A 15,619-nucleotide genomic window follows, 5' to 3' on the forward strand; every position below is an offset into this window, starting at 1 on the left:
CACTTCATAAACTAACGACTTAATTGCACACACTCTTGGGCTACTGAACGCGTAGCATCTAATTCAGCTAGATTTTTAGCTTTTTTAGCTACTTCGGTAATCAAATGAGGCTGTAAAATAAATGGTAACAACATCTTGATAATCGCTGCAGATTCAAATTGAGACTGCGGCATAATCAGCGCAGCTTCACCTTTAACTAAATAGTTTGCATTAGCAGTTTGATGGTCATCAACCGCATGCGGGTAAGGAATAAACAGCGCCATCTTGCCCGCGGCAGCAACCTCACTCACCGTTAACGCACCAGAACGGCAGATTACAATGTCAGCCCACTCATAAGCCTTATCTATATCATCAATAAAATCGACGGCTTCAGCCGTAACACCCGCATTATCATAACGATACTGCAATGTACTACTTTCACCTTTCCCGCTTTGATGTTTAACCAATAAAGGCAGCTCAGTTTTTGTTTGTAACTTCGCAAAAACATCAGGCAAAGTATCGTTTAAGACTTTCGCACCTAATGAGCCCCCCATAACTAAACAGTTAATCTGTTGCACCGTTTGTTTTGGTTGTAACTGCGAAACTGAGGCCCTAACTGGGTTTCCTACCACTTTACTATGCGCTGTTTTAAACGCACTTGGAAAGGCACTCAGCACAACATCAGCAATTTTTGCTAATAGTCGGTTACTTAACCCTGCAACTGCATTTTGCTCATGAATTATCAATGGCACAGCTAAAGACCTAGCAGCAATACCAACAGGGCCCGTTACATATCCTCCCATCGCGAGTACCACATCTGGTCGGCGAGCTTTTATTACCTTACGTGCATCAAGAACTGCTTTTATCACCAAAAATGGGGCTTTAATTAATCGTTTAACTCCATTGCCACGCAAACCTTGAACACGAATAAAATCAATGTCAATTCCATGTTTAGGTACTACCTCAGATTCCATGCGATCCGCCGTTCCTATCCAAGAGACTTCCCAACCTTGGGATTTGAGTTCATTTGCAACAGCAATACCAGGGAATATATGACCTCCTGTGCCACCAGCAACCACCAATAAGCGTTTACTCATCGTTTATTTCCTCTGGACGTCGCTTGCTTAGTCGACATTTTCGTTTCAAAGTCCACTCGTTGCAAAACACCGGCAGCAACCACCATCACTAGTAAGCTAGAGCCTCCATAAGATACAAATGGTAACGTTAACCCCTTTGTTGGCAAAATACCGGCACTCGCTCCGATATTAACCATGGTTTGAAATGCAAACCAAATTCCAATAGCTAGCGCAAAATAGCCTTCATATTCTTTGTTATGCTTTAAGGCTTTCTGACCAATCAATAATGCCCTAAACACAAGACAACCCAACAGTAGGATAATACTAACAACGCCGATAAACCCTAACTCTTCTGCTATCACTGCAAAAATGAAATCGTTATGTGCTTCAGGTAAATATTGTAACTTTTGTACGCTATTTCCTAACCCTTGACCAAACCAGCCACCTTGCCCGTACGCCATTAAAGATTGAACAAGTTGGTAGCCTTTGCCAAATGGATCATCCCATGGCTCTAAAAACCCCACGACTCTTGCCATACGATAAGGCTCAAAAATGATCAATAAAACAACTAAAAAAACACCAGTTAATATCAATGCAAAAAACTGCCATAATTTTGCGCCAGCTAAAAAAAGTAAACCAACTGTCGTCACAAACATCACGACCACGGTACCTAAGTCTGGCTGCATTAAAATTAAAAAAGCATATACAGCAAAAACAGCTATTGGCTTTGCAAACCCTTTTAAGTTCTCTTGTACTTCTTCTTTTTTTCGGACTAAGTAACCTGCTATATAACTGAAAAAAAAGAGCTTAGCTAATTCAGCAGCTTGTACTCCAACAGGTCCAACTGGGATCCAGCGTTTAGAACCATTCACTTCCCGGCCTACTAATAAGACGAGTACCAATAAGCCCAACCCAAGTAATAATAAGTATGGATTACAACGCTTCCACCACGTCATTGGTGCACTAGTTGTAGCCCAGAATAGAAAGAGTCCCATTCCCAAAAACACGCCATGTCGAATACTAATATGGTAAGGATTATTGAAAAGCCGCTCTGCTACTGGCATTGATGCACTCGTTACCATAACAAAGCCCACACCTATGAGACACAACATGCTATAAAACAACGGTACATCAAACAAAGCATCTGATTGACGCGGTGTTAAAGCTAATTTGAGTTGTGACAGTCTGCTCATACGTCAAGCTCCATCACGAGTTTACAAAATGCTTCGCCACGCACCATATAATTTGGATACATATCAATACTGGCACACGCTGGCGCCAGCAATATGCTATCGCCATCACTTGCAATAGATGACGCTTTATGAACCGCTTCATCTAAACCACTGACCAGGTTCGCCTGTTCATGTAACCTCAAAAACTGCGCACCATCTTTACCAAAACAAAAGATCGCTTTGCAGTACTTCTGTAACGGTGCCATAAGAGGTTGCAGGTCGGCGCCTTTGGCATCTCCACCTAGGATCAATAAAATCTTTCCTTGCTCATTATGCAAACTTTCAAGAGCTGCGACTGTTGCGCCCACATTAGTTGCTTTTGAATCATTAAAATAGCGAACACCGTTATACTCCGTCACTAGCTGGCAGCGGTGTTCTAACCCTTTAAATGTACTAAAAGCAGATGCAAAAGCGTTCATTGATAAATTAAACGGTGCCAATAATGCCAATACAGCAAGTGCATTAAATTGATTATGTCGACCTAACATATTTAATGTGCTAACAGGTAACAGGGTTTTACCGTGAGCAGAAAATTGCGCGACCCCATTAACCGTTGCAATACTATAGTCCCCACCGTCTATTGAAACGCTGGTGCCTTTATGGTCATTTGAAAGTGTAAGAGCATCATCCGCATTAAATACCACATGCTCAACATGCTTATAAATTCGCTGTTTAGCCGCACAATACCCAGCAAAGTTTGGGTACCTATCCATATGATCTTCAGTCACATTGAGTATCATGGCCGAACGACACTCTAAACTAGCAGTGGTTTCCAGTTGAAAGCTAGATAGCTCCAATACAACCACATCATATGTCGTATCTAATAGAGCCAAAACCGACGTACCAATATTACCACCTAAGCCAACGTGTAAGCCTGCTGCTTTAAATACCTCAGTCGCTAGACTAACAACCGTAGACTTACCATTTGAACCAGTCACAGCGACAACAGGGGTGTTATTCAATCGAGCAAATAGTTCAATATCACCAATAACTTCGACACCAGCAGCAATCGCATGCGCGACACTGCTTTCATACAAAGCTATACCAGGGCTAATTATCACCATATCCGCATAAGATAAACCTGCTTCTGCCAGTGGTCCAAATACAGCTTCACATTCAGGTGCATTGTCTGCTAACCAATCAGCTCCAGGGGGGACTGCACGGCTATCAACGACTTTTGGTGTGACTTGATGCGACAACAGAAAGCGCACAATGCCCAGGCCAGTAACACCGAGCCCAAGCACTGTTATTTTTTTGTCTTTCAGTTCATCTAAATATTGCATCTATCGAATCTTTAAAGTTGCTAAGCCAGCTAAAACTAAAATTATTGAGATAATCCAAAACCGCACAATCACCCGAGGCTCAGGCCAACCTTTAAGCTCGTAATGATGATGAATTGGTGCCATTCTAAAAATTCGCTGTCCCCGTAATTTATATGAGCCGACTTGTAAAATAACCGACAATGCCTCCATAACAAATACACCGCCCATGATGAGCAACACTAATTCTTGACGAACTAAAATGGCTATAATCCCAAGAGCACCACCTAAGGCCAATGAACCAACATCGCCCATAAACACCTGTGCAGGATAGGTGTTAAACCATAAAAAGCCCAAACCGGCTCCAACAATAGCGGTACACACTACAACAAGTTCTGATGCCAATGGTATATGAGGAATATGGAGGTAATTTGAAAAATTAACGTTACCAGTTACATAAGCAATGATGGCTAGCGCAGCTGCGACTAATATTGTCGGCACAATAGCTAACCCATCTAAACCGTCGGTTAAATTAACCGCGTTCGATGTTCCCACAATAACAAAGTAACTCATCACTAAATAAAATAAGCCTAATTGAGGCATGACATCTTTTAAAAATGGCACGACCAGTACGGTTTCAGCAGCTGAGTTTGAGGTGAAATACATAAAACTTGCCACACTAATAGCTATCACTGATTGCCAAAAGTATTTCCATCGAGCTATCAGCCCTTTGCTGTCTTTTCGGATCACCTTACGATAATCATCTACAAAGCCAACAATCCCCAAACTCCCCACGACAAAAAGCGTCACCCACACATATTTGTTGTCTAAATCTCCCCACATTAACGTACTAATAAAAATAGCGGCTAATATTAACAACCCGCCCATAGTAGGAGTACCTGATTTAGATAAGTGAGATTCAGGTCCATCATCACGAACTGTTTGCCCTATTTGCATCCGTTGTAATGCCCGAATTAACTTAGGGCCAAAATACAATGAAATAAATAACGCCGTTAAAATCCCTAGTATCGCGCGTAAAGTTAAATAAGAAAAAACATTAAAACCACTGTAGTACTGCGTTAAATATTCAGCTAACCAAACTAACATACTGATGCTCCATCAGTGCCTGTTTTACGGCCACTGTCGACTAATTCTGCTACCAATAATTCCATACGAGAACTGCGCGATCCTTTCACTACCACGGTGCAATGCTCTTGCCGTGTAGCAAGACTATGCTTTACCGCTTGTAATAAATGCTCTCGGGTTGAGAAATGTTTGCCATTATCTTCAAAAATATCGCTGGCATAACGACTTAACACCCCTAAAGTCAATAACTCATTTATACCTTTTTGCTGTGCATACACCCCTACTTCTTCGTGATATTCACGGGATTGCTCACCAAGCTCTCCCATATCTCCCAAAGCAAAAATGTGATACCCCGGCATTTTTGTTAATAAATCAATAGCAGCTTTGACTGAGCGCACATTAGCATTATATGTATCGTCAATAACGGTTAATGTCTCGTGAACTTTTATTAAGTTAACTCGCCCTTTTGGTGCGTTCATATGCGAAATACCTTCAGCAACATCGCTTAAGCTCGCTCCTAATTGCATAGTTAATGCAGCACAAATAACTGCATTCATCACATTATGCTCCCCTGGTAATGGTAAGGTTACTGACACTCTGTCAGTTGGCGAACACAGCAAAAAGCTAGCATGGGCCATATTATCAAGCGCTACGTCTTCAACCCAAATATCAAGCTGTTCCGATAATGAAAAACGAACTTGTTCTTTACCCGCAATGGAGTCTTGCCACATCGATGCGAACTCACTGTCACAGTTAATGATCGCAACACCATGTGATTTTAATCCCGAATAAATTTCGCCTTTAGCTTGGCCAACACCTTCGATGGAGCCAAACCCTTCAATGTGTGCTGGTGCAACATTACAGACTACAGCCACATCGGGCTGCGTTAATGCTGTGGTATAAGCGATTTCACCAATGTGGTTTGCACCGAGTTCAATAACGGCATATTCATGCGCCTCATTAAGTCTCAACAGTGTTAGCGGTACGCCAATATCATTATTGAAATTGCCCGCTGTTGCTAGCACATTACCACGTCGTGATAACACTGCCGCGCACATTTCCTTTACCGTCGTTTTACCAACACTACCTGTAATTGCGATAGTTTTTGGGGCAACCTGACTCATAACAGCCTTGCCTAACTCCCCCAACGCCAAGCGTGTATCTTGGACCACAAACTGAGGAATATCACATTCAGTTAATGTATCAACAATGACTGCAATCGCACCTTTTTCTTGTGCTTGACGAACAAATTTGTGCCCATCAAAATTAGGGCCTCTTAGCGCCAAAAATACATCATTATTCGTTATAGTTCTTGTGTCTGTGTTTATATTACCGACAGCTCGGTTTTCCCCATCGAAAGAGGCATTTAGTACATTAGCAAGCCAAGTGAAATCCACTTTGATCACGCACTTTCCCCTTTTAAAATTGTTTTAGCCCATTGTCTATCACAAAACGGAAAACGTTGTTTTCCTATAATTTGGTAATCTTCGTGACCTTTTCCTGCAATTAACACCACGCTACTACTTGCGGATTGCTCTATCGCATAACGTATGGCTAATGCTCGGTCTGACTGGCAATAAGCATACTGAGGTTGACTGAGCCCAGCCTTAACATCTGCGATGATTTGTTCGGGGTTTTCACTGCGCGGATTGTCGCTGGTAATAATGACTTTATTAGCATATTGTTCCGCGGCTTTTGCCATTAAAGCGCGTTTGCCCCGATCTCTGTCTCCACCACATCCAAACACGCAGACCACATTACCAGGTACATGCTGTTGTAACGCTTGTAATGCCAAGGCTAAAGCATCTGGTGTATGGGCATAATCCACTACACATGTCGGTTTACCTTCAGTAAACACCGCTTCCATCCGTCCAGGTATAGGCTGTAATGTAGATGCTGCATTAAGCAACATTTCAAAGTCATAACCTTGAGCCAACAGTGCAGCCAAAGACGCGACGAGGTTATATAAATTAAATAGCCCAAATAACGGAAGTTTTATAACGCCACAACCCCAACTGGACGTTATTGTGGCTTGTATACCAAATTGTGAGTAAATAACATCATCAAACCACACATAATGAGAGAATATATGTGATTTAGGCTTTTCTCCAAACACCACTAAGTTTTTGAATTCGTGTTCTTTCAACCACTGCTGAGCAAATGCATCATCCGCATTTATCACACATATTTTCGGTTGGCATTGCTGAAAAAGTGTCAATTTCGCATCAGCATACGCCTGCATCGAGCCATGATAATCTAAATGATCACGAGACAAATTGGTAAAAACAGCAACTTCAAAATGGCTACTAGCAACCCTATTTTGTGCCAATCCATGCGAAGAAACCTCCATCGCAACCAACTTATTATTCTCACTCAATTTGGCGAGAATCCGCTGTAAGTCAATATGGGATGGAGTTGTGTTAGCAAGTGGAGTTAAACATTCAATGTCCCCATAACCCAAAGTACCAATAACAGCCGATTTCACATCGCAGCATTGGGCTAAACTGGCTATCATCGCGGTCGTCGTAGACTTTCCATTCGTGCCAGTTACACCAATTAATTTAACGCGTTCACTGGGCTTATCGTAAAAATCAGCGGCTATTTGAGCTATGTTATCCTTGAGTGCGGTGATACGAACAACCCGCTTATCATGCCTTAATACTTCGCAACTGCTATCAACCAGAACACAATGCGCTCCCTGGTGTAGTGCTGCTTCAATATAGTCTTCACCATTTTGTTCATGGCCTCGTAACGCAATAAATGCATCGCCAGCATCGATCTCCCTGCTATCAATTCGCAAATCACGAATCATAATTGGAGGCCCCTCAGTACAAAAACTATTAAGCACAGTCGTTAAATTACGCATCATTTTTTAACTCCGCCACATACGCCACACGCTCTTTATCTGGAGCGACATTGAGAATACGTAGCGAGTTCGACATAATTTCAGCAAATGCAGGGCCTGAAGTTTGGCCTCCGTAATAAATGTCGTCTCCTGGCTCATTCACCATCACCACAACAGCCAAGCGAGGATCGCTTACTGGCGCTACACCAGCGAAGTAGCCAACATACTCATCACCATACCCACCTGCGACTGCTTTTTTAGACGTACCTGTTTTCCCCGCGGCTCGATAACCATCAACAGTCACATTGGCAGCCGTGCCACCTTTTTCAAATACTGATTCCATCATTGTAACAACGGCTTTTACGTCTTCTTCTTTAAATACCCGTTGCCCCTGTTGTGGCTTTTGTTGTTTCAATATGGTTAAAGGGCGAGAAACACCTCCGGCACCGAATGTGGCGTATAAACGCGCAATTTGTGCGGTACTTGCAGATACCGCATAACCGTATGCTAACGTGGCAATTTCAAAATCAGACCAACGGCGATTTGGGTAAAACAGTCCACTACTCTCGCCCACCATCAACGTGCCCGTATCCTGACCAAACCCTACTTTTTGATATAATCCGACTAAGTATTCTTTAGGTAACATTTGACTAATTTTTGCAACCCCCATATTAGATGATACTTTTAAGATCTCTCTTAATGACATTTCACCGTGGTTACGCGTATCTTTTACAAGACTGCCACCTAAACGCATCCACCCTGGATATGTATTTACGGTATCATCCATTGCTATCGCGCCATAATCGAGCCCCGCAAGTATTGCCAATGGCTTTAAGGTCGAACCGGGCTCAAATAAATCGGTTATTGCTCGGTTTCTGCGCTTATAAGGAGCCGCATCTCGCATATCATTAGGATTAAAACTTGGGCTATTAACCATAGCAAGCACTTCACCCGTTGTTACATCAACAACCATGGCAGAACCTGAAGTCGCCTTATAGCTAAGCACTGCACTCTTTAGTGCTTTATAAGCAATTGCTTGAATTCGCAAATCAATACTCAACTCGATACTTTCAGGCTCTACGCGTTGCTCTTCTGATAAAACTTGCACTTCTCGGCCTTGCGCATCTTTACGAATAGTACGCTGCCCTTCCGCGCCCGTTAATGCATTTTCAAACAGCTTTTCTACACCTTCAATCCCAACGCCATCAATATTGGTAAAACCTAAAATATGGGCTGTAACTTCACCACTCGGGTAAAAGCGCTTTGATTCATCAAGTAAATGAATGCCTGGTAATTTAAGTTGGCGAATATAATTGGCGACTGCGGGGGTCACTTGACGTTTTAAGTACACAAAACGCCGGCTGGTATTGTCACGTAAACGTGTGTCGACTTTATCATTCGCAATCTGAAGTACATCAGCCAGCTCTCGCCAGCGTAAATCTTGTTCATACCACTGCTGCTTTCTAAATGATAAGGTGGCTTCATCAAGTGCTAACGCTTTATGGTCTTCGCCTTTTTTACGTGCTGCTCTAAGTACTTTCTTTGCGATCGATTTATCTAACGCTAATGGATCCGCATAAACGCTCACAACAGGTACACTGACTGCTAACTCTTTGCCATTACGATCAAAAATCATACCTCGCTGCACGGTGAGTTTTTCAACACGTACCGTACGTTTGGCATTTTCAGCTCGCGCTTTATCTGGTTCTATTACTTGTAAATAAGCCGCTCTTGCCATTAAAGTAATAAACACCAAAACCAAAACAACACATACCAGCGCAAAGCGCCAAGTTATCAAATTTACGGATGTATTTTTAGGCTTCATCATTGCAATACCACAACTTGTTCATCTTTACTGGTTGGCCGCTTCATTTTTAACTGGGTTTTAGCTATTTCTTCAATGCGAGCATGTTGAGAGTAAAACTCTTCTTCAACCAGCAAGTACCGCCATTGTAGGTCAAGCTCATCCCGTTGTTGCAACAAAACATCTTGATCTATTAATTGCTGCCTAGCAAAATGTGTTACTTGCACAACAACCAATGCCGATACAAAAGTTAATAGCAGCAGCAATAAAGTTAGCTTGTTCGAAAATAAGCTAAAAAGCATCTCAGAAAAAAGTTTTGGCTGCCTATCTACCACTTTACTCATTACAGCTTTTGCGCCACCCTTAGTACCGAACTGCGAGACCTTGGGTTCTCACTAATTTCTTCTGCACTGGGTTTAATTGCTTTACCAAGCGCTTTTAAAGTTAAATTTTGTTTTAATTGAGCATCAGTCAAAGGTAACCCTCTAGGTAAAGCCTCTCCTTTACTTTGCTTTTTAATAAATTGTTTAACGATACGATCTTCTAGTGAATGGAATGAAATCACAACCAGTCTCCCGCCAGGTTTGAGCACATTAAGAGACGCCTGTAATGCCGTTTGAATCTCTTCCAATTCACTATTAATATAAATACGGATAGCTTGGAACGTGCGCGTAGCTGGATGTTTATGTTTATCTTTAACCGGCACCGCCTCATCCACCAAGTCTGCCAATTGCTTTGTCGTTAAAATTGGAGTTTCATCACGCGTTTCAATAATTTTATGGGCAATTCTTCGTCCAAACTTCTCTTCACCATACTTTTTTATCACAAAAGTAATGTCTTCAAGTTCTGCTTCAGCTAACCACTGTGCTGCGCTTCGTCCCGAGGTTGGATCCATTCTCATATCAAGTGGCCCGTCTTTCATAAAACTAAACCCTCGATCTGCATCATCTAATTGGGGAGATGAGACTCCAATATCTAATAAAATTCCATCCACTTTGCCCAGTAAATCAGCTTTTTCAGCCACATCATTTATATTTGAAAACCGAGTATGAGCAATCGCAAATCGGGGGTCGTTAGCAAACTTCTCTGCAGCCGCAATCGCTTGTGGATCTTGGTCTATTGCTTGCAGGCACCCTTGTTCCCCCAAACGTGCCAATATTTGGCCTGAATGTCCGCCTCGACCGAATGTACCATCTATGTAAGTACCATTTGGATCGATTGCGAGTGCATCAAGAGTTTCTTGCATTAACACTGATACATGTTGAAATTGTGCTGTCATGCTCAAATTTTGCCTTTTTATTCTTACAGCGAAAAATTATCAAATTCGGAGTTAGACTCAAACTCTCCACTGCGTTCAATATCAGTATCAAGTTGCATCTGTTGATGCCATCGTTCTTCATCCCAAATCTCAAACTTGTTTAATAGCCCTACCAGCATGACCTTTTTATTCAACCCTGCGTGCGTCCGCAAAGAAGGCGCTAGCAAAACCCGACCATTTTTGTCTAATTGATATTCAGTTGCGTGGCCCAGCAGCATACGTTGTAAACGTCTCGCTCTAGGATTCATATTGGAAAGTTTTTGTAAGCGAGCTTCTATTTCATACCACTCACTCATTGGATACAGCCACAAACAAGGCTCATTGATAGCAATAGTGCAAATAAGTGAACCCTGTTCTTCGGACATAAGCATTTGCCGATACTTCGTAGGTACCGCAAATCTGCCTTTATCGTCCAAACTCAGTGAACTCGCACCTTTAAACATCTTGCCCCTACCGTGGACCTTTATTTTGCTCTAAGATCCAATTTGATCCACTAAAAACCACTTTTTACCACGATAGGTTAGTTTAGGGCTTGACAGCTGTTTTTGTCAAGCAAAAGGCTCTTTGGTAAAGCGCTAAAAACCCAGAAAAAATGCGGCTTTGCTGAAAGTGTATGAATTCGGTGGGAAAAAGTGGGAAGCATAAGAAATTGTTTTCAGATAACAAAAAAATTACAAAATAATAAAACCTTGAAAATAATAAATTTGGTGTGGTTGCAAATCTCTGTTACAGCACAAAAGAGAGATTAAATTCTATATTCCCCTATTCTTAATACGGATTTATTTGCTCATCCTCCTTAAATCTTTGTATTATATTACACCACAATTAAATGACTCACAGGCATGATTATTTCAAATCTATCAATACCGTACCGGTTTTATCGATTACTCATCGTGATCTGTGTACCTGGACTTTTGGTGATTTTAGCCCAATTACTTGAAGAACATTCAGAAATACTACAGCAAAGTGAGTTTAAAGCGATATTATTAGCGGAGCATATTGCCGCGGTACAACAAAATGACATTAGCGAAACAAAAGCACTACTCTCCCAGCTCGCCCGTCATCCAGAATTGAATACCACAATATCCGAGCAATGCCCTTCAATTTTACGATATGCACAAACCCTCTCTTCAAGAATTGCAAATATTGGCATAGTATCCCCAGAAGGGAATGTATTATGCACCATAGTCAGTAACGTAAAACCAATCAATATCAGCGACCGAAAATACTTTCAAGATGCGAATAAAACAAAACGTTTTGCTGTCGGGCAATTTCAACATGATAGATCACTAAACAAAGCCACGGTTAACTTTGCGATACCTGTTATTGATGAAAATAATAATATTCGGCACACCATCGTAGTCGCTCAATCCCTCACTAAGTGGAGTCATGCACTTGCAAAGCTTTCTTTACCCGTTGACAGTGAGGTTATGATAAGTGATGCGCAACATAATGTTATTGCCCACTACCCGTTTCAACCAGCGCAACTCGGCCGGCCTTTAAAAGAGTTCTGGCCTAGCACTTTGGATACCGCACAGGTATTAAAAGATAGCAATGACCAAAGCAGAATATATTTGCAGCTTCCTCTTGAGCAAAGTAAACCCTTAACGAGCTTATATATCCACTTTTCACTGCCATTTGAAGATGCAGTAAATCGAGCTAACAGTAAAGTTGCAACCACACTCATACTCTTCATATTGGCTATTTTATTGATAATTTGGCAGGCTAAATGGCAACTCAACCGAGTGTTACTACAACCTTTCAAAGCCCTTCAAGATGCGATAGCACAAGTAACAAAAGGTGAAATCGCTCAATGGGAAAACAAACAGTCGAGTCCTGAGTTTTATGTGATCACACAACAATTTGAGCACATGGCGCATACAAGACTCAATGCAGAGCAAGCACTCACTCACAAACATGCTGAATTAATCGCTTTGCTCACTGCATTACCAGACAGTTACTTACGAGTAAATAAGGACGGAGAAATTTTAATGTCTCATGGTCCATTTTCAAAATCAGCGTCCTCAATTGACGTTATATTTCCCGAGCATGTTTTTAAACGCATCATGGCACAACTTGCGTTATTAGAAGAGCAACCTTACAGTCAACTGGAGTTTTCACATTTAGATACAGATAACATACAGCGTATTTATGAGTGCAGAATTAATCACATAAGTGAGCACCAACAGGCTATTTTAGTGATAAGAGATATTAGTCAGCGAAAAGAGCACGAAGAAGCAATTAGCTTGGCTGCGCTTGTTTATAATAACAGCAGCGAGTGTATGGTTATCACTGATGCAAATGGTTTTATTCTTGACACTAATCCAGCATTTAGCCAAGTAACAGGGTTTAAAAGAGAAGAAGCCCTCGGTAAAGCAACCAGCATTTTAAGTTCTGGTAAGCATGACAAACACTTTTATACGCAAATGTGGCAACAATTATGTGAGCAAGGATATTGGCAAGGCGAGATAATTAATCGCCGTAAAGATGGTGAGCTTTACACCGAGTGGTTAACAATCAATACCGTCTATAATCAATATAACGAAGCGTATCGTCGCGTTGCTATTTTCACAGATATTACTGATCGCAAACGCAAAGATGAATTAATCTGGCGTCAAGCTCATTTTGACCAACTCACCGAGCTTGCGAACCGCAGAGAACTAAAACGACACTTAAAAATTCAACTGGAAAATACCGCAGTAAAAGTCGGAATACTCTTACTCGATTTGGACCACTTTAAAGACATAAATGACACTCTAGGCCATTATTTCGGCGATAAATTATTAACTGAGGTTGCCAACCGATTAACAGCATTAACACCTTCTTGTAGTTTGATCTCTCGAATTGGCGGCGATGAATTTGTATTGGTCACAAACACCAATCACACCACCGCATTAACTAAATTAGCAAACGCCGTACTCGCTCAACTAAAGCCCAGTATTCAAATTGACAATGAGCAGTGCCATATTAGCGCAAGTATTGGCATTGCACATGCTCCCAGTGATGGTGACAGCAGTGAATTACTACTCAAAGCTGCTGATCAAGCTATGTATGAAGCAAAACAACATGGTCGAAACGGATTTGCATTTTTCAATGCACAAATGCGTGAACAAGCAGAGCACCGAATGACGCTTTTGAAAGATTTACGGGTCGCATTAGCTCAACAGCAGTTTGCTTTATATTACCAACCAATTGTAAAAATGACGGACCAATCCATTGTTAAAGCTGAAGCCCTGATCCGCTGGCTTCATCCCGATAAAGGAATCGTCAGCCCAGCTCTATTTATTCCTTTGGCTGAAGAGACTCAGTTAATACACGGTATGGGCGAGTTTATATTCAATAGTGCATGCGAGACGCTCTGCACCCTTAATCAATTAGGTCATCAGGTACAGCTCAGTATCAATGTATCGCCGGTTCAATTTACGGCAAAGCACAGTACCCTCAATAATTGGCATCAACAACTCAATGCCAAAGGGTTAACCGCTGAGCAGTTCGTTATTGAAATCACCGAGGGTCTAATGATGAATGCACTGCCTCGTACCCAACAGCGGCTAGCCGCTTTAACTAAGCAAGGGTTCGCTTTAGCGCTGGATGACTTTGGTACTGGCTATTCCTCGCTCGCCTATTTGAAGCAGATGGATACCGATTTCATTAAAATTGACAAACGCTTTGTGGATGGAATTGCCAACAGTGCCGACGATTTAGCTTTGTGTGAAGCGATGATAATGATGGCTCATCAATTGGGCTTAAAAGTGATTGCAGAGGGGATTGAAACAGCTACTCAACATCAATTGTTACTGCAAGCAGGCTGTGATTTTGGGCAAGGGTTTTATTACGCTAAACCCATGCCCAAAGATAGTTTTATTAAGTTACTCAATAAATATCTAAAAGAACGTTAGTCTCTTGGCCCTCTATCGCAATCATCTGATGTATCTCTTGGTAAGTACACTGTATTACTAAAGGTGCCACAATATCCCTGAACAGATTCACATAATCTTACTTTGACACTACTATTAGAATAGATTTTTATTGATGTCTCACCGAATCTAAAGTCACTATCTCTATAGAATTCATTATCTAAGTAAATTTCTGCATAATATTCATGGTAACCCCCTTGTTTTGGCATACTCCAATATAAATCGTAGTTTCCTCCACATTGACCGGAACTTGCTCGTAGCTTCGGCGTAACACCATACATATTCTGTAAAGTACTAATATCTGTACTACTTAAAGAATTGCTACCTAAAATTAGGTTGGGATCGCTTATCGCAGTTATAGTTGGTTTGGTTTTATCTATCGCCCAGCTATTGTTCGAATAATGCATGATAGACTTATAATCATAGTTACCAAGATTACCACCAACTTGTTTATTAAAGTTATGCTTTTTTTCTTCTCGAATATTATCCCAATGTATCAAAATGTGGTTGTCTCTATCCGAGCGAGATTGCTCATGCCAAAAACCTAGCGCATGTAATAATTCATGGATGATAATACTACCTGTAAAGCATCCATTACCCAACCCAAGTTCTTGTATCCCACCTACTTTACCTACTTGCGAATAGCACTCACTATCACCGCTTTTAACTATTTCGATGATATCCTTTTCTGATTGAGACTCTTTGAAGCGTACTCCTGAAGAGCGTTCAATAACAGACATTGCGTGATATACTGCCTGCCTCTGCCGAAAATCTAATCCGTTAAATCGAAAATAAGCAATTGAATCATCTCCGTTACGCCACCTATAATTGCTAGGTTTTACTATAGCCATAGGAGATATATCAAATACATCTCTAATATTAACACCGGAAACCAATATATCACCTTGATATAAAATCTTTCCATTTTTATTTTCAACTTTAATTTTCTGATTTACTTCTTGACCTAATTCATCAACGCCCTCAATTATATATTCGTTATTATTAGCATTAATTTGGCTAGATAAAAGCAAGAATAAAAATGTAAATTTAAACCTCATAAAAACTCCCTATAAAATGAGGTTTAAATATAACCAGAAAACATT

General features: G+C 41.2%; 12 protein-coding genes. 1 reads left to right on the forward strand and 11 read right to left on the reverse strand.

Annotated elements, in window-relative coordinates:
- Window positions 1-11: 11 nt before the first annotated feature.
- The 10 genes from murG to mraZ are packed head-to-tail and all read right to left on the reverse strand — an operon-like array spanning window position 12 to window position 11,042.
- A complete protein-coding gene (gene murG / locus PAUR_RS14945) occupies window positions 12-1,076 on the reverse strand; it encodes an undecaprenyldiphospho-muramoylpentapeptide beta-N-acetylglucosaminyltransferase (RefSeq protein ID WP_192508469.1) in 1,065 nt (354 codons plus the stop codon).
- Window positions 1,073-2,248, reverse strand: coding sequence for a cell division protein FtsW (gene ftsW, locus PAUR_RS14950; protein ID WP_192508470.1), 1,176 nt, complete (start codon window positions 2,246-2,248; stop codon window positions 1,073-1,075). Before ftsW ends, murG begins: the two co-directional genes overlap by 4 nt.
- A complete protein-coding gene (gene murD, locus PAUR_RS14955; RefSeq protein WP_192508471.1) occupies window positions 2,245-3,570 on the reverse strand; it encodes a UDP-N-acetylmuramoyl-L-alanine--D-glutamate ligase in 1,326 nt (441 codons plus the stop codon). Before murD ends, ftsW begins: the two co-directional genes overlap by 4 nt.
- Window positions 3,571-4,653, reverse strand: coding sequence for a phospho-N-acetylmuramoyl-pentapeptide-transferase (gene mraY, locus PAUR_RS14960; RefSeq protein WP_192508472.1), 1,083 nt, complete (start codon window positions 4,651-4,653; stop codon window positions 3,571-3,573). It lies immediately after the preceding gene.
- Window positions 4,647-6,038: a UDP-N-acetylmuramoyl-tripeptide--D-alanyl-D-alanine ligase gene (locus PAUR_RS14965; RefSeq protein WP_192508473.1), complete on the reverse strand. Its 1,392-nt coding sequence runs from the start codon at window positions 6,036-6,038 to the stop codon at window positions 4,647-4,649. Before PAUR_RS14965 ends, mraY begins: the two co-directional genes overlap by 7 nt.
- Window positions 6,035-7,498: a UDP-N-acetylmuramoyl-L-alanyl-D-glutamate--2,6-diaminopimelate ligase gene (locus tag PAUR_RS14970; protein ID WP_192508597.1), complete on the reverse strand. Its 1,464-nt coding sequence runs from the start codon at window positions 7,496-7,498 to the stop codon at window positions 6,035-6,037. The genes PAUR_RS14965 and PAUR_RS14970 overlap by 4 nt, the downstream gene beginning before the upstream one ends.
- A complete protein-coding gene (locus PAUR_RS14975) occupies window positions 7,491-9,305 on the reverse strand; it encodes a penicillin-binding transpeptidase domain-containing protein (RefSeq protein ID WP_192508474.1) in 1,815 nt (604 codons plus the stop codon). Before PAUR_RS14975 ends, PAUR_RS14970 begins: the two co-directional genes overlap by 8 nt.
- Window positions 9,302-9,625: a cell division protein FtsL gene (gene ftsL, locus PAUR_RS14980; protein WP_192508475.1), complete on the reverse strand. Its 324-nt coding sequence runs from the start codon at window positions 9,623-9,625 to the stop codon at window positions 9,302-9,304. The genes PAUR_RS14975 and ftsL overlap by 4 nt, the downstream gene beginning before the upstream one ends.
- Window positions 9,625-10,560, reverse strand: coding sequence for a 16S rRNA (cytosine(1402)-N(4))-methyltransferase RsmH (gene rsmH / locus PAUR_RS14985; RefSeq protein WP_192508476.1), 936 nt, complete (start codon window positions 10,558-10,560; stop codon window positions 9,625-9,627). Before rsmH ends, ftsL begins: the two co-directional genes overlap by 1 nt.
- A 23-nt stretch (window positions 10,561-10,583) precedes the next feature.
- A complete protein-coding gene (gene mraZ / locus PAUR_RS14990; RefSeq protein WP_192508477.1) occupies window positions 10,584-11,042 on the reverse strand; it encodes a division/cell wall cluster transcriptional repressor MraZ in 459 nt (152 codons plus the stop codon).
- A gap of 399 nt (window positions 11,043-11,441) precedes the next feature.
- Here mraZ and PAUR_RS14995 point away from each other — a divergent pair, with 399 nt between their 5' ends.
- Window positions 11,442-14,498, forward strand: coding sequence for a bifunctional diguanylate cyclase/phosphodiesterase (locus PAUR_RS14995; RefSeq protein ID WP_192508478.1), 3,057 nt, complete (start codon window positions 11,442-11,444; stop codon window positions 14,496-14,498).
- Here PAUR_RS14995 and PAUR_RS15000 read toward each other — a convergent pair.
- Complete coding sequence (locus PAUR_RS15000) at window positions 14,495-15,574, reverse strand: M12 family metallopeptidase (RefSeq protein WP_192508479.1); 1,080 nt, start codon at window positions 15,572-15,574, stop codon at window positions 14,495-14,497. The two genes, PAUR_RS14995 and PAUR_RS15000, sit on opposite strands and share 4 nt — an antisense overlap.
- Window positions 15,575-15,619 lie beyond the last annotated feature (45 nt).

The organism is Pseudoalteromonas aurantia 208, from assembly GCF_014858725.1.
Lineage (GTDB): Bacteria > Pseudomonadota > Gammaproteobacteria > Enterobacterales > Alteromonadaceae > Pseudoalteromonas > Pseudoalteromonas aurantia.